The organism is Methylonatrum kenyense, assembly GCF_023195885.1.
Lineage (GTDB): Bacteria > Pseudomonadota > Gammaproteobacteria > Nitrococcales > Aquisalimonadaceae > Methylonatrum > Methylonatrum kenyense.
In genome coordinates, this window is record NZ_JALPKO010000003.1 from 296,169 (window position 1) to 314,634 (window position 18,466).

The window sequence follows — 18,466 nt, forward strand, 5'->3', positions numbered from 1 at the left end:
CGGGAGCAAGACTTATGGGCAAGATCATCGGGATTGACCTGGGCACCACGAACTCGTGTGTGGCCATCATGGAGGGTGGCAAGGCACGCGTGCTCGAAAACGCCGAGGGCGATCGGACGACACCGTCGGTGGTGGCCTTCACCGAGGACGGTGAAGTGCTGGTGGGTGCCCCGGCCAAGCGCCAGGCAGTCACCAACGCCGAGAACACCCTGCACGCGGTGAAGCGCCTGATCGGCCGGCGTTTCGAAGAAGATGTGGTGCAGCGGGATGTGAAGGAAATGCCGTATCACATTGTCAAGGCAGACAATGGTGATGCCTGGGTCGAGGTGCGGGGCAAGAAGATGGCGGCTCCCGAGATCTCCGCCCGGGTGCTGCAGAAAATGAAGCAGACGGCCGAGGACTACCTCGGTGAGGATGTGACCGAGGCGGTCATTACCGTGCCGGCCTACTTCAACGACTCGCAGCGTCAGGCGACCAAGGACGCCGGCAAGATCGCGGGCCTTGAGGTCAAGCGGATCATCAACGAGCCGACTGCTGCGGCACTGGCCTACGGCATGGACAAGAAGAGCGGCGACCGCAAGGTGGCTGTCTATGACCTGGGTGGGGGTACCTTCGATATCTCCATCATCGAAATTGCCGAAGTGGATGGCGAGCACCAGTTCGAGGTGCTGTCCACCAACGGTGACACCTTCCTGGGTGGCGAGGATTTCGACCGTGCCGTGATCGATTACCTGATTGCCGAGTTCAAGAAGGATCAGGGCATGGATCTCGGCAAGGACAAGCTGGCGTTGCAGCGGCTCAAGGAAGCCGCCGAGAAGGCCAAGATCGAGCTCTCGTCCAGCCAGCAGACCGAGATCAACCTGCCGTATATCACTGCAGACCAGAGCGGTCCGAAGCATCTGGCCATCAAGCTGACCCGGGCGAAGCTCGAATCGCTGGTCGAGGGTCTGGTCAAGCGCACCATCGAGCCGTGTAAGGTCGCGCTGAAGGACGCGGGCCTCAGCGCCTCGGAGGTTGACGAAATCATCCTGGTCGGCGGTCAGACCCGCATGCCCAAGGTGCAGGAGGCGGTCAAGCAGTTCTTCGGCAAGGATCCGCGCAAGGACGTGAACCCGGATGAGGCGGTGGCCGTGGGCGCCGCGATCCAGGGCGGTGTGCTTGGCGGTGACGTCAAGGACGTGCTGCTGCTGGATGTGACGCCGCTGTCGCTCGGCATCGAGACCATGGGCGGCGTGATGACCAAGCTGATCGAGAAGAACACCACGATCCCGACCAAGGCGAACCAGGTGTTCTCGACCGCCGAGGACAACCAGACGGCGGTAACCGTGCATGTGCTGCAGGGCGAACGCGAGATCGCGTCCGGCAACAAGTCGCTGGGCAAGTTCGACCTCAGCGACATCCCGCCGGCGCCGCGCGGTGTGCCGCAGATCGAAGTCAATTTCGATATCGATGCCAACGGCATCCTGCATGTGTCGGCCAAGGACAAGGCGACCGGCAAGGAACAGTCCATCGTGATCAAGGCCTCCTCGGGTCTGTCCGAGGAAGAGATCGAGGCGATGGTCCGTGATGCCGAGACCCATGCCGACGAGGACCGCAAGGCGCGGGAACTGGTCGATGCCCGCAACCAGGGTGAAAACATGGTGCACGCGACCCGCAAGTCGCTCACCGACCTGGGTGACAAGGTGTCCGACGATGAACGCAAGACCGTCGAGTCGGCCATCGAGGAACTCGAAACCGCGCTCAAGGGCGACAACAAGGACGAGATCGAGGCCAAGACCCAGGCCCTGGCGGAGCATTCCGGCAAACTTGCCGAGAAGCTCTACAGCCAGGATCAGGGCGAGGCAGCGGCCGAGGCAGCCCAGACTGCGGATGCCAACGCTGAAGGCGACGATGTGGTTGATGCCGAGTTCGAGGAAGTGAAGGACGACGAGCAGAAGTAACGGGGTGCAATCCGGCGATTGCTAACCGTGCCGCGGCATGGCGCCGCGCTCTTCGGGCGCAGGATGCGGTATCATCCTGCGCCCTTGTCGTTGCGGTGACCCCTCGGAAAGCCGGCGGCGCCGGATCCGGACTCGCGCAGGCTGCAGCGCCGCTGGTCCGGCATCAGGGGCGTCGCGGCCCCGCGTCACCCCGCGGCACTCGACATGGACAGGATGTAGACAAGCATGGCGAACCGGGACTACTACGAAATCCTCGGGGTACAGAAGACCGCCTCCGAGTCGGACCTGAAAAAAGCCTACCGCCGCCTGGCAATGAAATTCCATCCGGACCGGAACCCGGGTGATCAGGAAGCCGAGGCCCGCTTCAAGGAAGTCAAAACCGCCTACGAGGTGCTCAGCGACCCGCGCAAGCGCGCCGCCTATGACCAGTTCGGTCATGCCGGAGTGGATGGCGCGGCCGGTATGGGCGGTGGCCCGCGTGGCAGCGGAAACTTCTCCGATATCTTTTCCGATGTCTTCGGTGACATCTTCGGCGGCCGCCGCGGTGGCGGTGCCGGCATGTTCCGTGGCGCGGACCTGCGCTATAACCTCGATCTGAGCCTGGAAGAGGCGGTCAACGGCACCGAAACCACGATCCGGATCCCGAGCTGGACGCCGTGCGGGACCTGCGACGGTAAGGGGCAGCGGGACGGCAAGGCGCCGGACATCTGCCCGACCTGCAAGGGTCATGGCGATGTTCGGGTCCAGCAGGGCTTCTTCTCGATCCAGCAGTCCTGCCCGCAATGCGGTGGTACCGGCGCCGTGGTCACCGACCCCTGCCCGGATTGCAGCGGCCAGGGCCGCACCGAACACACGAAGGAAATCTCGGTAAAGATTCCGGCCGGTGTCGACACCGGCGACCGGATCCGGCTGGCCGGCGAAGGCGAGCCCGGTGAGCGGGGCGGTCCGCCCGGGGATCTCTATGTGCAGGTGATGGTGCGGGAGCATCCGATATTCACCCGCGACGGCGAACACCTGCGCTGTCAGATGCCGATTGGTTTCGTTACCGCCTGCCTGGGCGGCGAGCTTGAGGTGCCGACCCTGTCCGGACGGGTGACGCTGCGCATCCCGGAAGGTACGCAAAGCGGCAAGGTGTTCCGCGTCCGTGGCAAGGGTGTGAAGCCGGTCCGGGGTGGGCCGCAGGGGGATCTGCTCTGCCGCGTGGTGGTGGAAACGCCGGTCAACCTGACCCGTGCCCAGCGCGAGCTCCTGGATCAGTTGGGTGAGACCCTGGAGGAGGGCGGCAAGCGGCACAATCCCGAGACCTCGTCCTGGCTGGACAAGGCCAAGCGCTTTTTCGAAGACTTGAAGTTCTAGGAGATCAGATGCCGCAGCCGATCCGCACCGCGATTGTTGGCGCCGCCGGACGTATGGGCCGCCAGCTCATTCAGGCAACCCTGGAACACCCCGGCTCGCAGCTTGTCGCCGCCGTGGCCCGGCCCGGGAACGCCGCCATCGGCATGGATGCGGGTGCGCTGGCCGGCGTCGAGGCGTGTGGCGTGGAGATTGTCCCGGATCTCGAGGCGGCGCTGTCGGCAGCGGACGTCGACGCAGTGATCGATTTCACCCTGCCGGAGGCGCTGTCCGGGAACCTTGGCGTCTGCCGCAAGGCAGGCGTTCCGATGGTGATCGGCACCACCGGTCTCAGCGCGGAGCAGAAGGCAGAACTGGATGGCGCGGCGGCGGAACTGCCGATCGTGTTCGCCGCCAATTACAGCGCCGGCATCACCCTGTCGCTGAAGCTGCTGGACATGGCGGCGCGGGCGCTGGGCGATGACTTCGATGTGGAGGTGATCGAGGCCCACCACCGGCACAAGATCGACGCACCGTCCGGCACCGCCCTGCGCATGGGCGAGGTTCTGGCCGGGGCACTGGGCAGGGACCTGTCCGACTGTGCCGTTTTCGGTCGCGAGGGTCGCACCGGCGAACGGGACCGCAAGACCATCGGCTTCGAGACCATTCGTGGCGGCGACGTGGTGGGCGAACACACAGTGATGTTCTTGGGGCTGGGTGAACGCATGGAGATCACCCACCGGGCCAGCAGCCGCATGACCTTCGCCCGTGGTGCGGTGCGCGCTGCCAACTGGCTGGTTGCTCAATCGGCCGGTCTTTACGACATGGAAGACGTGCTCGGCCTGCGCTGATCGCGGTCAGCCCTCCAGGGCGGCGCGGTTGTCCGCCGGCGCCTGCTCCCGCTCGGACATGCCGTAATCACGGATCACGCCGGCCACCCGCAGACGGTAATTGGCGAACAGCTCGCGCCGCCCCCTGGCCTGGGCCACGCGGTGTTCCGCCAGGGCCCGCCATTGCTGTACGGCCTGTTCGTCGCGCCAGACCGACAGCGACAGGATCTTTCCTGGCTGCACCAGGCTCTCGAAACGTTCCACCGAAATGAAGCCGTCGATCTCCTCAAGTAATGGCTTGAGGCTTTCAGCCAAGTTCAGGTAACTCTCCCGGCATCCGGGTTTGGGTTCCACTTCGAAAATCACCGCAATCATTGCCACGTCCCTCTGTCTCTAAACGGGATGGCTTCAGTGAAACACATCCTGGCCGGGGAAGCGCCGGGGTGACCGCGATTCGTCGTCGGCGAGGGAAGGGATTGCTTATTTAATTCTTTTGGGTATGGTCATGGAAATTAATTAAAAAAAGGCGGCATTTTTGTGCCGCCTTTTTTACGGATCAGTGTTTCCTCAAGAAATCAGTTTTTTTTATTGAATATTTAAAAATACCCCGAGTTGTTTTTCCCGCGTTTCCTGAGGCTTTGCCTCGCATTTTTGTGCGGATCAGTTACTCGGATTGGTGTGCGGATACTGCCAATCCCATTTTCTTATGGTGAGATTGATGTTGTCGTACATGATCGAGCATCTCGCATCCGAGGTGACGCTCCACTTGTTTGCAGCCTTGGTCATTGGTGGGCTGATCGGGATGGAGCGGACCTTCAGCGGTCGGCCGGCCGGATTCAGGACACATGTACTTGTCTGCATGGCGTCGGCCCTTTTAATGATGATTACTGTGTATCAACCGCTTTGGCTCGGCACATTGCCCCTGGAAATGGTGCGTACCGACCCGACCCGCATGGCGCAGGGAATCATGACCGGAATCGGGTTTCTGGGCGCTGGTGTCATTTTCAAGGAAGGCTTGACGGTTCGAGGCCTGACGACGGCCGCATCAATTTGGATAACGGCAGCCATCGGCACATTGCTGGGTATTGGCTTCTACATGCCGGCGATTGTTGCTGCCGCTTTAACCCTCGTGACGCTTTCCATGCTGCGGCTTATCGAAGGCTGGCTGCCGAGTCGGCACCATGCGGAACACACCCTGCGTTTCTCTCGCGAGCAGGTGCTCCCGGAGCAGCAAGTCAGGGATCTGCTGGAGCACTACGGGTTTCATGTGCTGAAGGTGGGATACAGTCTGACCCAGGGGGGCGAGGTGTTCGAGTATCGCATGGTGGTACGCGCGATTGAGCCTGCGAGTTTTCAGCGCCTGGTACGGGAGCTGTTGTCGAAGCCCGAGGTGCTCGAATTCCGGATTTCGCTGATGGCCGACTGAGTTTCCGGAGGTATCTGGTGGGTCGGGGCTGGACGATGGGAAGGCGATGAGCAAGAAAGCCCTGCGAGGCAGGGCTTTGCAATGATGTTGCCCTCCGGTTTGTCAGTTTCGCTTCGCGTCCTGACGGCGACGATGCAGGACCGGTTCGGTGTAGCCGCTGGGCTGCTCACGGCCCTTGAACACCAGCTCACAGGCGGCCTGGTAGGCGACGCCGTCGAATCCGGGGGCCATCGGCGTGTAGTTGGGGTCACCGGCGTTCTGCCGGTCCACCACCTCGGCCATCCGTTTCATGGTTTCCATCACCTGTTGTTCATCGGCGATGCCGTGATGCAGCCAGTTGGCGATGTGCTGGCTGGAGATGCGCAGCGTCGCACGGTCTTCCATCAGGCCGATGTCGTTGATGTCCGGCACCTTGGAACAACCCACACCCTGGTCGATCCAGCGCACCACGTAGCCGAGGATGCCCTGGGCATTGTTGTCGAGCTCCTGCTGGATCTCCTCGGCCGACCACTGCGGATCCGCCTCGACCGGGATGGTCAGGATGTCGTCCAGACTGGCCCGTCCGCGTTTTTTCAGCTCTTTCTGAACCGCCTTCACGTCCACCTGGTAATAGTGGGTGGCATGCAGCGTCGCGGCGGTGGGCGAGGGGACCCAGGCGGTGTTGGCGCCCGCCTTCGGATGGCCGAGCTTGGCTTCCATCATCTCTGCCATGCGGTCCGGCTTCGGCCACATGCCCTTGCCGATCTGCGCATGGCCCTGCAGGCCGCATTCCAGCCCGACGTCGACGTTCCAGTCTTCGTAGGCCTTGATCCAGGGTTCGCCTTTGATCGCATCCTTGCGCTTGAACGGTCCCAGTTCCATCGAGGTGTGGATTTCATCGCCGGTGCGGTCGAGGAAGCCGGTGTTGATGAAGATCACCCGTTCGCGGGCCGCACGCAGGCATTCCTTCAGGTTGACCGTGGTGCGGCGTTCCTCGTCCATGACCCCGATCTTCAGGGTGTTGCGTTCCACCCCCAGTGCATCCTCGACCCGGTTCAGGATTTCACAGCCGAAGGCCACTTCCTCCGGGCCGTGCATCTTCGGCTTGACGATGTACATGCTGCCGGTCCGGGAATTGCTGTGCTTGCCCAGTCCCTTCAGGTCATGCAGCGCGCAAAGGGTGGTCAGCATGCCATCGAGCATGCCTTCCGGAATCTCGTTGCCGGAGGAGGCGTCGAGCACCGCCGGCGTGGTCATCAGGTGGCCAACATTCCGCACCAGCATCAGGGCACGACCCGGCAGCGTCAGCTCGGCACCGTCCGGTGTGGTGTAGTGACGGTCCGCGTTCAGGCGGCGGGTGAAGGTCTTGCCACCCTTGCTCACCTGTTCCTCCAGATCGCCCTTCATCAGACCCAGCCAGTTGCGGTAGACGCCAACCTTGTCCTCGCCGTCGACCGCGGCCACCGAGTCCTCGCAGTCCATGATGGCGGTAACCGCCGATTCGATCAGCAGGTCCTTGACCCCGGCCGCATGCTTGCTGCCGATGGCATCGGCCTTGTCGATCTGGATTTCCAGGTGCAGCCCGTTGCAACGCAGCAGCACGGCATCCGGGGTGTCGGCGTCGCCGTTGTAACCGGCGAACTGTGCGGTATCCTTCAGCCCGGCCTCGCCGCTGTTCAGGCGGACCACCAGCTTGCCACCGGTCACCGAATAGCCGGTGGCATCGGCGTGACTGCCCAGTGTAAGCGGCGCGGCCTGATCGAGGATGGCCGCTGCGCGGCGGACCACCTCGGCGGCGCGCTTCTCGTTGAAGCCGTCGGTGATTGCCAGGTCGCCGTCCTGGGGAATGACATCGGTGCCGTAAAGCGCATCGTACAGGCTGCCCCAGCGGGCGTTTCCGGCGTTCAGTGCAAAGCGGGCATTATTGGTCGGCACCACCAACTGCGGGCCGGCGATCTCGGCGATCTCGGGATCGACATTGCGGGTGCTGACAGAAAACGCATCACCTTCAGGCAGCAGGTAACCGATTTCCTTGAGGAAGTCCTTGTATGCTGCCGCGTCGTGCGGCTGGCCCCGGCGGGCCAGGTGCCAGTCGTCGATCTGCCGCTGCATCCGGTCGCGGATTTCCAGCAGTTCGCGATTCCGCGGTCCCAGGTCCCGCACCATGTCGCCCAGTGCCTGCCAGACATGATCCGGCTTGATGTCCAGGCCCGGAACGATCTCGTTGGCGACCAGATCATGCAGTTCCTTCGCAACCTGCAGACCACCTGTTTCAATGCGTTCGACCATCGGAACCTCCATGCTGAAGGGCACGTGACGGCACGTACCACTTGAATGGGAGCGCAGCAGGCGACACGGCGCGCCTACTGATCTGGCCCGTCAGTCTAGCCGATGTTGCAGTGCGATGCACAAAAATGGAAACGGTTTCCATTATAAGGAAACGCTGACTTATTCCCGCGCCTGCGATCAAGACCGGTTTTGCTCATCTGGCAAGGCGCGGTGCCGGTTCCGTGGCTCCCCTGACCCAAGGCGACGTGCTTCTGCCCAGAGGCGTAGGGTGGGTCAAGCGAAGCGGACCCACGCGGTGTGATCGGGTAGGGGACACCAAAGATTTTCGCACAAGGAAGGTTCAGGACGAACCAGGGCGCGGTGAGTATTAGCGGTGGCGGTCGTGGTGAGCGAGAGCCCGTTGCCACGATCATGGCGGATCACACCGCGTGCATTCGCTGCGCTTAATACACCCTACGCGGCGTGTTCGGTGCGCCTTGCCTCGGAAAAAATGCGGACTCCAACGCAGGCGCGAGAATTAGTCAGTGTTTCCTGGCGCCGTATTCCAGGTTGTGGGCTTTTAGAGTGCCAGTCGGCGCAGTTCCGGATCGTCGATGGAGTGGTCCCAACGCCGGTCGAACTGTTGTCCTTCGGCGATTGCTGCGCCCCGGTCACCACGGCCATCCACCGCAAAGCTGGCCTTGTTGCGATCCCAGCGCAGCAGGCCGTTGCGGTCCGCGATAACCAGATTGCCGACATCGCCCCTGTCTTCGGCGGCAAGCCGTCGGAAATCCATCGCCGTCGTCAGCCGGTGGCCCAGCCCGAGTATCTGATGACCGCCATGGCTCACGCCGGCGGCGTCCTCGACCAGGATGCGGATCCGCGCCTGGGGGCCGGCGCGGACCACGAGCTCACGAATCGCGTCGGCGACGTCGCTATTGTCGAACAGCGCACGATCGAGATCCGGCGAGAGTATGTCCAGGTGGCGGCTGGCGCCTGCGATCAGCTCCAGCAGGGCGGTTCGGGTTTCGGTCAGCGAATCCAGCCGCGTCGGGCTTTCCGGTGGCTTGGCGGGCATGGCCTGTCTCCATCAATCGGGCAGCCGCATGGCGCGATGCGGAATGCCGGCGTCATCAAAACCCGGGCCTTCGGCAATGAACCCCTGGCGTTCGTAGAAACCCAGCGCCTGTTCCTGGGCATGCAGGTGAGGCGTCGGCAGACCGGCTTCCCTGGCGTAATCGACCATGGCGCGCAACAACGCGCTGCCGATGCCGCGGCCCCGCCAGTCCGGCATTACCGCCATCCGGCCAATCTGGCCGTCCGGAGCCAGTCGCGCGGTGGCAATGGCATCGCCATCGGCAGCGCGGACCAGCCAGTGGACGCAGTCGGGATCATGCAGATCGAGTTCCAGCTCTTCGGGCACCTGTTGTTCGAGTACGAACACCCCGAAACGGATCACCACCGCTTCCGAACGGAGACTGTCCCAGTCACCATGCTCTATCTGGAAATCCCGATCAGTCATCCAGCAACCACCAGTGTTCCTCCCGCAACAGGCCGAACAGCAGTGCTTCTCCCTCCTTACCGTAGCGTGCCAGCGCCAGCTCGGATACGCGCACCTGGCTGCTGCTGGCGAGTTGGCGCAACAGCGGCAGGCATCCCGGTGGCAGCGGTTGCAGACTGCCGTTGAGGTAAAAGCCGTCGTCCTGTCCCGGCAGCAGCAGGATACGACAGACCGGGTTGCGCAGCAGGACGGCGTCTGCCGGAAGCACCTCGGGCAGATCGGGTACGGGCTGGTCCGCAGGATCCGGCAGCCCGGGTTTCGGCGTACTGAGTGCGCGGGCTATGGCCTGATCGAGCAGTTCGGGCGTGGTCTGGAGCGCCTGCCGCAGGGCTTCGCGCAGGCTGGCCAGGCTGTCCGGATCAAGTTCCGCCCGGTGCCGTGCGGGCCCGCCCAGTCGGTCGGTAAGGACAGAGTCCGGGCATTGCACGACCAGGATCTGGAACAGCTCGGCCAGCAACTCATCCAGTTTGGGGCCTCGGAAACCGATCGACCAGGTCTGGCAGAGGCCATCCGCGATGCCGTGATGCGGAAGGCCGGCGGGCAGATAGAGCATGTCGCCCGGGTGCAGCAGCATGTCGTCGCTCGGCGCGAAACCTCTTAGCAGACGCAGCGGGCCGCTGGCGTCGTCCTGCAGGTCGGCAAGCGGATCCCGGTCGATCAACCAGCGCCGGCGGCCCTCGGCCTGCAGCAGGAAGACGTCGTAGCGGTCGCGGTGGGCGCCGACCGAACCGCCATCGCCGGCGATGCTGATCATCAGGTCATCCACCCGCCAGTCCGGCAGGAAGGCGAAGCGGTCCAGAACTCCGGCCAGCTCCGGCAGGTGCTTGTCCACGTCCTGGACCAGCAGGGTCCAGTCCTGCGGCGGCAGGCTGCTCAGCGTTGCCTCGTCGAACGGCCCATGCTGCAGCGACCAGCCGGCATCGGTGGAGCCCAGGATCAGGCGTGACTCGATGTCCGCGTCAAGCGCCAGGCCGCCGACCTCGTCCACCGACAGCGGACAGTCGAAGTCGGCAAACGCCGAGCGGATCAGCAGGGGGCGTTGCTGCCAGTAACGACCGATGAAGGTCACGGCGTCGGGCATGCCCCGGACCTCGTCCACGCCCATTCAGACTGCCCGGGCCTGGTCGGCCGCATTGCCGGTGTAATCCGCGGGGGTCATTGCCTTGAGCCGTGCCTTGGCGTCTTCGGGCAAGTCGAGGTTATCGATGAACGCGCGCATGGCCGGCCCGTCCACCCGCTTGCCACGGGTCAGGGCCTTGAGTTTCTCGTAGGGCTCGTCGATGCCATGCCGGCGCATCACGGTCTGGATCGCCTCGCCCAGTACCTCCCAGTTGCCGTCCAGATCCTCGGCCAGGCGCTGATTGTTGACGGCCAGCTTGCCGAGGCCCTTGGCCAGCGAGTCCAGTGCGATCATCGTGTGTGCCATGCCGACACCCAGGTTGCGCAGCACCGTGGAATCGGTCAGGTCCCGCTGCCAGCGCGAGATGGGCAGCTTGCTCGCCAGGTGGCCATAGACCGCATTGGCGATGCCCAGGTTGCCCTCGGCGTTCTCGAAATCGATCGGGTTGACCTTGTGCGGCATGGTCGAGGAGCCCACTTCGCCTTCGACCAGGTTCTGACGGAAATAGCCCAGCGAGATGTAGCCCCAGACGTCCCGACTGAAGTCCAGCAGCACCGTGTTGGCGCGCGCGCAGGCATCGAATAGCTCGGCAACGCAGTCATGCGGCTCGATCTGGGTGGTATAGGGGTTCCAGCTGAGTCCCAGGCCTTCGACGTAGGCGCGGGCGAAGCCGGGCCAGTCCATCTCCGGATAACTCGCGAGGTGCGCGTTGTAGTTTCCGACCGCACCGTTGATCTTGCCCAGAATCTCCACCGCGGCGATCTGGTCGCGGCTGCGCTGCAGCCGGTGGCAGACATTCGCCACTTCCTTGCCCAGCGTGGTGGGTGATGCGGTCTGGCCGTGAGTCCGGGACAACATCGGCGTTGCGGCCTCGGCATGGGCCATTTGCCGCAGGCTGCGGATGATGCCATCCAGCGCCGGCAGCAAGACATCCTCCCGCGCCACCTGCAGCATCAGGCCGTAGGCGAGATTGTTGATGTCCTCCGAGGTGCAGGCAAAGTGCACGAATTCGCGAATGGCGGCCAGCTCCGGCTGCTCGACCATGCGTTCCTTGAGGAAGTATTCCACCGCCTTCACATCATGATTGGTGGTGCTCTCGATGGCCTTGACGCGTTCGGCATCGGCCACCGAGAAGTTGCTGATGATGTGATCGAGGTACCGCCGCGCCTCGTCCGACAGTGTGGGTACTTCGGCGATGTCAGGGCTGGCAGCCAGGGCCTGGAACCAGCGGATCTCGACGATCACGCGATGCCGGATCAGGCCGTATTCGCTGAAAATCCCGCGCAGGGTTTTGGTCTTGGCGGCATAGCGGCCATCCACCGGTGATATGGCGGTGAGCGAGGTCAGATCCATGTCGGTCTCCAGGCTGAATCGGAAATGCCCGCTATTGTAGGGAAACGACCGGCGAATCACATCGGCCGGGCGGGTGTACGGACGATGCCGGAACCGGCGGGGACGGCGCGAGCATAGATCGTGAGGAGGTGCGGTATGCACGGGTTTCGCACTGAACGGGACAGCATGGGTGAACTGCAGGTGCCGGCCGACGCGCTCTACGGGGCGCAGACTCAGCGCGCCGTGCAGAACTTCCAGATCAGCGGGCGTGCGATGCCGGCGGGTTTCGTACGGGCGCTGGGCCTGGTCAAGGCGGCGGCGGCCGTGGCCAACCGGGATTTGGGCTTGCTGGATGGCGTGCGCGCGGCGGCGATCGAGAATGCCGCCCGCGCCATTGCCAATGGGGAGCATGCCGGTGCATTTCCGGTAGATGTCTACCAGACCGGTTCCGGCACCAGCAGCAATATGAACGCCAACGAGGTGATTGCCCGGCTGGCCAGCGAGGCATCGGGTACCAGCTGTCACCCCAACGATCACGTCAACATGGGCCAGAGCAGCAATGACGTGATACCGACCGCCCTGCACGTCAGTGCCGCGCTGGCCTGGCACCGGGAGCTACGGACGGCGCTTGATCGCCTGCATGGGAGCCTGCAGCGGCGGGCGCAGGAGTTTGCCGACGTCGCCAAGACCGGACGCACGCATCTGATGGATGCCATGCCGGTCACGCTGGGGCAGGAGATCGGTGCCTGGGCCGCGCAGATCGATGCCGCGCGGCAGCGCCTGCAGCAGTCTGCCGACGGCCTGCTGGCGCTGGCTATCGGCGGTACCGCGGTGGGCACCGGCATCAATGCCCATCCCGAGTTTGCCGAGCGGGTTGCGGCCGACCTTTCCGCCCAGACCAGTCTGGCGTTTTGCGTCGCCCCGGACCGGTTTCAGGCGCTGAGCTGTCAGGACGCCGCAGTGGCATTTTCGGGTCAGTTGCGCGCCCTGGCGGTCGCGTTGATGAAGATCGCCAACGATCTGCGCTGGATGAACAGTGGACCGCTGGCCGGTCTGGGAGAGATTTCCCTGCCGGCCCTGCAGCCGGGTTCCAGCATCATGCCCGGCAAGGTCAATCCGGTGATTCCCGAGGCCGTGACCATGGTCTGTGCCAGGGTGATGGGCAACGATGCCACGATCGGTGTAGCCGGTCAGTCAGGAAACTTTCAATTAAACGTGATGTTGCCAGTTATTTCTGAGACATTGCTTGAAAGTATTGGCTTGCTTGCCAATGGTGCAACGGCGTTGGCAACCCAGGCCGTGGACGGTTTTACCGTGAATCAGGTACAGCTCGACGGGGTACTCGCACGCAATCCGATCCTGGTTACCGCATTGAACGCGGTCATCGGCTATGAGGCCGGTGCGGCGATCGCCAAGAAAGCCTATGCGGAAGGCCGTCCGGTGCTCGATGTTGCCGAGGAATCCTGTAGCCTGAGTCGCGCCGAGCTGGAGCGGCTGCTGGATCCGCGGAGCCTCACGCGCGGGGGTATCGTCGGTGGCGACTGAGTCAGCCTTTGATCAGCTGCCGGGCGGCGCCAGCACCTGGTACCGGGCATAAAGCTGGCCCACCGCCGCGCCCTGATCGAGAAACAGGGTTTCCAGTTTCAGGTCGGCGGGTGGCTCCAGCGTCGCGCCGGCAATGAAGCTGCCCCCGTTGCCCGCCACCAGACGATGCCGTGTGGTCAGGAAAAGGGTGTCCAGCACGCCGTCCGCGGCCAGGGTATGGAACACCCAGGGGCCCGTCGCACAGTAGGCCCGGCGATATCCCAGACCGCTCAGGATCGACGCAATGGCGGTGCCACTGACCCGTTCGCCGGTGCCAAGCTGGTGTACCCTTGCCCCCTCATCCTTGCGCCGATGCAGGCGTTCGGAATCGGCATCCGCGGTGGTCAGGACGTGGATGGTGCGTCCCTGCTCCAGCAGCAGTTGCGGGACCACGAAATCGAGGCTGGCACTGATCACCAGCACGTCCGGCTGCAGCGCCTGGCCGCGATCGCGCCGCGCCGCGTGCAGATCCAGGAAATCGGTGTCGCTGCCCAGCGGCAGGATGTCCTGCGCGGTGCCGGCCCGCAGGTCGCGCAGGTAGCGTCCGCTGGAGAGCAGCACGTCTGCATGCGAGGCCAGTTCCTGGAACAGCCGCCAGTCCCGCGGGTCGGCGATGCTGCCTGCGACGCCCTCGATACCGGTCTGCGCGTCGATCAGGGAAATACGGCCGTCCAGGGTCTGTACGAAGTTGGCGTAGATCCACGGGCCGGCGCGGCCCCGGTCGGGTAGCACCTGGTCACGATAGAGGCCTTTCAGCGGGCGGGAAACCAGCGGGCCGGGACCGAACAGCGGTAAAACGCGATCTTGGTACATGACATCCTTTGCAACACGGGGAGGGGTTTCGTTGGGCCGGCAGTGGCCTTTCGCTGATAGGCTTGGCGCCGACACTCACAGCAACATAAGGAAATACTGATTCATTCGCACGCCTGCGTTGGAGTCCGCAATTTCTCCGGGGCAAGGCGCGCTTAAGGAAACACTGATTTATTCGCACGCCTGCGTTGGCGTCCGCATTTTTCCGAGGCAAGGCGCGCTGCGCAGCGCCGCAGTCGTTCTGCGGTCAAGCAGCGCAACGCAGCAGTCGGGAAAAATGCGGCCCAACCCAAGGGGCCCGGCCGGTTTTGGCCCCTGGCGGCGTTGCGCCACCGGCCCGGTCGCTACCGCTACCGAACCGGCACCGCGCCTTGCCAGATGACCAAAACCGGTCTCGGGCGCAGACGCGGGAATGAATCAGTGTTTCCTTACCGGGGAACGCCATGGCGCTGATCAGACCGACCGATGATGTCGTCGAACGCAGTTATCGAATACTCAGTGGCGATGACAGCGACGAGCGCAGCTGCGAGGCCATTCCCGACAGCGCCTGCTCGGATGTGCCCCGAAACTTCCTGCTGAATATCGGCAACGGCGCCTCGACCAAGCTGGCGGAACAGCTGGCCGGGCCGAATCTGGTGCTGCCCTGGCTGCTGTCTGCGCTGGGTGCACCGGCCGCTATCATCGGCTTCCTGATGCCGGCCAAGCAGGTCGGTTCGCTGGCGCCGCAGTTGCTGGTGTCCGGGCAGATCCGGCGGCTTGCACGACGCAAGTGGGCCTGGGTTGCTGCCGGGCTGTGCCAGGCCGCCTTGCTGCTGTTGATTGTCGTTGCTGTTCTCGTGCTGCCGCCAGTGGCCGCGGGGCTTGTGATCCTGGCGCTGTTCCTGTTGTTCGCGATCTGCAGCGGGGTCGGCTCGGTAGCCTTTCAGGATGTCACCGGCAAGACCATTCCCAAGGGCCGGCGGGGACGGCTGCTGTCGGCACGGGCGGCGATCGGTGGTGGACTGACCCTGGCGGCCGGGTTTGTGCTGCACCTGTTTTTCGGCGGGGCCGACGCCATCGGCGTCTACCTGGGGCTGGTGGTCGTCGCGGCGGCGCTCTGGGGGCTGGCGGCGCTGCTGTTCCTGCTAGTGGACGAAACCCCGGGTGCCACGGACGGGGGCCGCAATCCGGTGCAGGAGTTGCGCCGGGGGTTGGCGGTGACGCGCGATGTGCCGGGTTATCGGCGCTACATCACCACCCGCGGGCTGTTGCTGTCGGTGGAACTCGCGATGCCGTTCTATGCCTTGCACGGCGAGAACGTGTTTGGCGGTGAAGTGGCCGCCCTGGGTGTATTTGTCATCACCCTGGGGCTGGCCAGTGTTGTCAGCAGCCCGTTCTGGGGGTATTTCGCGGACCAGTCGAGTCGCACGGTGTTGCTCCTGAGCGGCCTGTTCGGTGCCCTGGCAGGCGTGCTTGCACTGATCATCGCGCTGGGTCCGGAGCCGCTGCAGCAGGCCTGGATCTACACCAGCGTATTCCTGGTGCTCGGCATTGCCGAGGCCGGGGTGCGGCTGGGGCGCAAGACCTACCTGGTCGACGCCGCGCCCAGCGGCGAGCGGCCGCTTTACGTGGCCTTCAGCAATACCTCGATCGGTCTGCTTGCGATCGCCGGCGGTGGGCTGGGCTTCATTGCCCAGTTTTTCGGTGCCGACGTGCTTGTGGCCGTGCTGGTCCTGCTGGGCCTTGCCGGGGCGATGGCGGCCTGGCGCATGCCGGAGGCGGAACGGATGATGGCGCAATGAGCGATAACAGGAGAACGTTGCAGCAGGCTGCGAAACCCTTCGATCCGGCGTGTCGCGCCTGCCCGCGGTTGGCCGGATTCCTGGATGCCATTGCCGCCGAGAGGCCGGACTACCACGCCGCGCCGGTGCCCGATTTCGGCGATTCCCGGGCACGATTCCTGATCGTTGGCCTGGCGCCCGGCATGCATGGTGCGAACCGCACCGGACGGCCGTTTACCGGCGATCATGCCGGCATCCTGCTGTATCAGACGCTGTACGACTTCGGCTTTGCCAGTGCGCCGGAGAGCCATTCCGCCGACGACGGTCTCCAATTGATGGATGCGCGGGTCAGCAACGCGGTGCGATGCCTGCCGCCCCAGAACAAGCCAACGCCGGCCGAGGTTCGGAGCTGCTCGCCGTACCTGCGGCATGACCTTGAGCACCTGCCGGAGAAAGCCGTGGTGCTGGCCCTGGGCCGTATTGCGCACGATGCAGTGCTTGCGGCCCTGGGTGAGCGGCGCAGCCGGTTCGCTTTCGGCCATGCGGCCGAACACCGGCCGGCGGCGGGATTCACCCTGCTGGATTCCTATCACTGCAGTCGGTACAACACGCAGACCCGGCGCCTGACGCCGGCCATGTTCCAGGCCGTATTCCGGCGCGTCCGCGAGCTATTGGATCAGTCGTGAAGTCACCCAGTGCCTCCGAGTTCGACGCCAGGGCAGTGATTCGGCATCTGCCGGAGAAACCCGGTGTTTACCGCATGATCGACGCCAGCGGCACGGTACTGTACGTGGGCAAGGCGCGTCGACTGAAGCGTCGTGTGGCCAGCTACTTCAACCGCAGCAACCGGGGCAGCCGGATTGACGCCATGGTGCGCCAGATCCGCGATATCGAGATCACGGTGACCCATACCGAGGCCGAGGCCCTGATCCTCGAGAACAACCTGATCAAGCAGCACAGCCCGCGCTACAACGTCCTGTTGCGGGATGACAAGAGCTATCCGTTCATCGTGCTCAGCGACCACAGTGATTTTCCACGACTGGGGTTCTATCGCGGCAGCCGGCGCAAGGGCGGTCGTTACTTCGGTCCGTTTCCGAGCGCCACGGCAGTGCGCAACACGCTGAGCCATCTGCAGAAGGTGTTTCCGGTCCGGCAATGCGAGGACAGCTTTTTCCGCAATCGTTCGCGCCCGTGCCTGCAATACCAGATCGAGCGCTGCACGGCGCCCTGCGTGGGATACATCAGCCCCGCGGACTACGCCCGCGATGTCAGCCATGCAGTGAAGTTTCTCGAAGGCCGCAGCGGCGAGGTCATTGACGAGCTGGCAGCTGCGATGGAAAAGGCAGCGGAGGCACTGGATTTCGAACAGGCCGCGCGCCTGCGTGACCGGATCAGCAGCCTGCGCCAGATCCAGGAAAAACAGTACATCAGCGGCGAGAAGGGCGATCTGGACGTGGTTGCCTGTGTGCATGAGGGACGTCAGGCCTGTGTCCAGGTGTTCTATATCCGCGGAGGTCAAAACCTGGGCAATCGCAGCTACTTCCCGCGCATTCCCGAGGAAACCGATGAAGACGAGGTGCTGACCGCCTTTCTCGCCCGCTACTACCTGGGGCGCCAGGCGCCACGCGAGATCCTGGTCAATGGTGCGGTGCCGGAGAAGGACCTGCTGGAGGAAGCGCTGAGTCGCGAAAGCGGTCTGCAGGTCAGCATCCGGCAGCGGGTGCGTGCCGAGCGCCGGCGCTGGCTGGACATGGCGGTGACCAATGCACGTGCAGCGCTCGCTGCACGCCTGGCCAGTCATGCCGGCATGCAGCAGCGCTTCGAAGGGCTGCAGCAGGCGCTGAGCCTGGCGGAGGTGCCGGAACGCATCGAGTGTTTCGATATCAGTCACACGGCGGGTGAGGCGACGGTGGCGTCCTGTGTTGTGTTCGATACCGAGGGTGCACGCAAATCGGATTATCGTCGCTTCAATATCCGCGACATTACGGCCGGCGACGACTACGCAGCGATGCGTCAGGCCCTGACCCGGCGGTACAAGCGCCTGCGGGAGGGCGAGGGCCGTTTGCCGGACCTGTTGCTGATCGACGGCGGTCGGGGCCAGTTGAAGCAGGCCATGGAAGCGCTCGAGGAGCTCCAGGTCACCGGCGTGGAGCTGGTCGGTATCGCCAAGGGGCCGGACCGGCGTCCGGGCGAGGAAACCCTGTTTCGTGCGGGCCAGGAGGATGTCGTTATACTGCCGCCAGATTCGCCGGCACTGCACCTGTTGCAGCAGGTGCGGGACGAGGCGCACCGCTTCGCCATCACCGGACATCGGGCTCGCCGGGACAAGACCCGGCGCACCTCGCGGCTTGAGGATGTTCCCGGTCTTGGGCCCAAGCGCCGACAGATTTTATTAAAACAATTCGGTGGCCTGCGCGGCATATCTCGTGCTGGTGTTGAAGACTTGGCCAGTGTCAAGGGGATCAGCCGAGAGCTGGCCCAGCGGGTCTACGACACCTTCCACGACGATGGCCCGGCGCCATAG

The 18,466-nt window shown here is 64.1% G+C and carries 15 protein-coding genes; 8 read left to right on the forward strand and 7 right to left on the reverse strand.

Features of this window, described 5'->3' with window-relative positions; genetic code table 11:
* The first annotated feature begins 14 nt into the window (after positions 1 to 14).
* The 3 genes from dnaK to dapB all read left to right on the forward strand — a co-directional run bounded on the left by dnaK (position 15) and on the right by dapB (position 4,123).
* Complete coding sequence (gene dnaK / locus M0534_RS05520) at positions 15 to 1,940, forward strand: molecular chaperone DnaK (protein ID WP_248567407.1); 1,926 nt, start codon at positions 15 to 17, stop codon at positions 1,938 to 1,940.
* Positions 1,941 to 2,165: 225 nt separating this feature from the next.
* On the forward strand, positions 2,166 to 3,296 hold the full coding sequence (gene dnaJ / locus M0534_RS05525; protein ID WP_248567408.1) for a molecular chaperone DnaJ: 1,131 nt from the start codon (positions 2,166 to 2,168) through the stop codon (positions 3,294 to 3,296).
* Between the two features lie 8 nt (positions 3,297 to 3,304).
* Positions 3,305 to 4,123, forward strand: coding sequence for a 4-hydroxy-tetrahydrodipicolinate reductase (dapB, locus tag M0534_RS05530; protein ID WP_248567409.1), 819 nt, complete (start codon positions 3,305 to 3,307; stop codon positions 4,121 to 4,123).
* Between the two features lie 6 nt (positions 4,124 to 4,129).
* On the opposite strand, the gene M0534_RS05535 is transcribed toward dapB, so the two are convergent.
* On the reverse strand, positions 4,130 to 4,477 hold the full coding sequence (locus M0534_RS05535) for an antibiotic biosynthesis monooxygenase family protein (protein WP_248567410.1): 348 nt from the start codon (positions 4,475 to 4,477) through the stop codon (positions 4,130 to 4,132).
* 343 nt (positions 4,478 to 4,820) lie between these two features.
* Here M0534_RS05535 and M0534_RS05540 point away from each other — a divergent pair, with 343 nt between their 5' ends.
* On the forward strand, positions 4,821 to 5,528 hold the full coding sequence (locus M0534_RS05540) for an MgtC/SapB family protein (protein WP_248567411.1): 708 nt from the start codon (positions 4,821 to 4,823) through the stop codon (positions 5,526 to 5,528).
* A 102-nt stretch (positions 5,529 to 5,630) separates the two neighbouring features.
* Here the strand turns inward: M0534_RS05540 and M0534_RS05545 are convergent, their stop codons facing one another.
* The 5 genes from M0534_RS05545 to purB all read right to left on the reverse strand — a co-directional run bounded on the left by M0534_RS05545 (position 5,631) and on the right by purB (position 11,809).
* Positions 5,631 to 7,796: a malate synthase G gene (locus tag M0534_RS05545; protein ID WP_248567412.1), complete on the reverse strand. Its 2,166-nt coding sequence runs from the start codon at positions 7,794 to 7,796 to the stop codon at positions 5,631 to 5,633.
* A 559-nt stretch (positions 7,797 to 8,355) separates the two neighbouring features.
* The gene (locus M0534_RS05550) at positions 8,356 to 8,853 is read right to left on the reverse strand and encodes a DUF7931 domain-containing protein (RefSeq protein ID WP_248567413.1); all 498 of its coding nucleotides are present in this window, start codon (positions 8,851 to 8,853) and stop codon (positions 8,356 to 8,358) included.
* A gap of 12 nt (positions 8,854 to 8,865) precedes the next feature.
* Positions 8,866 to 9,297: a GNAT family N-acetyltransferase gene (locus M0534_RS05555; RefSeq protein ID WP_248567414.1), complete on the reverse strand. Its 432-nt coding sequence runs from the start codon at positions 9,295 to 9,297 to the stop codon at positions 8,866 to 8,868.
* Positions 9,290 to 10,417 carry a JmjC domain-containing protein gene (locus M0534_RS05560; RefSeq protein ID WP_248567415.1) on the reverse strand — a complete coding sequence of 376 codons (1,128 nt, stop codon included), beginning with the start codon at positions 10,415 to 10,417 and terminating at the stop codon, positions 9,290 to 9,292. The genes M0534_RS05555 and M0534_RS05560 overlap by 8 nt, the downstream gene beginning before the upstream one ends.
* 24 nt (positions 10,418 to 10,441) lie before the next feature.
* Positions 10,442 to 11,809, reverse strand: coding sequence for an adenylosuccinate lyase (gene purB, locus M0534_RS05565; protein ID WP_248567416.1), 1,368 nt, complete (start codon positions 11,807 to 11,809; stop codon positions 10,442 to 10,444).
* Between the two features lie 135 nt (positions 11,810 to 11,944).
* Between purB and M0534_RS05570 the strand changes: the two genes are divergently transcribed.
* A complete protein-coding gene (locus M0534_RS05570; protein WP_248567417.1) occupies positions 11,945 to 13,333 on the forward strand; it encodes a class II fumarate hydratase in 1,389 nt (462 codons plus the stop codon).
* A gap of 12 nt (positions 13,334 to 13,345) precedes the next feature.
* Here M0534_RS05570 and M0534_RS05575 read toward each other — a convergent pair whose 3' ends face one another.
* Entirely contained in the window at positions 13,346 to 14,185 is an 840-nt protein-coding gene (locus tag M0534_RS05575) for a RibD family protein (RefSeq protein ID WP_248567418.1), read from the reverse strand.
* A gap of 440 nt (positions 14,186 to 14,625) precedes the next feature.
* Between M0534_RS05575 and M0534_RS05580 the strand changes: the two genes are divergently transcribed.
* The 3 genes from M0534_RS05580 to uvrC are packed head-to-tail and all read left to right on the forward strand — an operon-like array spanning position 14,626 to position 18,466.
* Positions 14,626 to 15,963 (forward strand): MFS transporter, encoded by a 1,338-nt coding sequence (locus M0534_RS05580; protein WP_248567419.1) that lies wholly within the window; start codon positions 14,626 to 14,628, stop codon positions 15,961 to 15,963.
* Positions 15,960 to 16,628 carry a uracil-DNA glycosylase gene (locus tag M0534_RS05585; RefSeq protein ID WP_248567420.1) on the forward strand — a complete coding sequence of 223 codons (669 nt, stop codon included), beginning with the start codon at positions 15,960 to 15,962 and terminating at the stop codon, positions 16,626 to 16,628. The genes M0534_RS05580 and M0534_RS05585 overlap by 4 nt, the downstream gene beginning before the upstream one ends.
* Positions 16,625 to 18,466: an excinuclease ABC subunit UvrC gene (gene uvrC / locus M0534_RS05590; RefSeq protein WP_345894703.1), complete on the forward strand. Its 1,842-nt coding sequence runs from the start codon at positions 16,625 to 16,627 to the stop codon at positions 18,464 to 18,466. The genes M0534_RS05585 and uvrC overlap by 4 nt, the downstream gene beginning before the upstream one ends.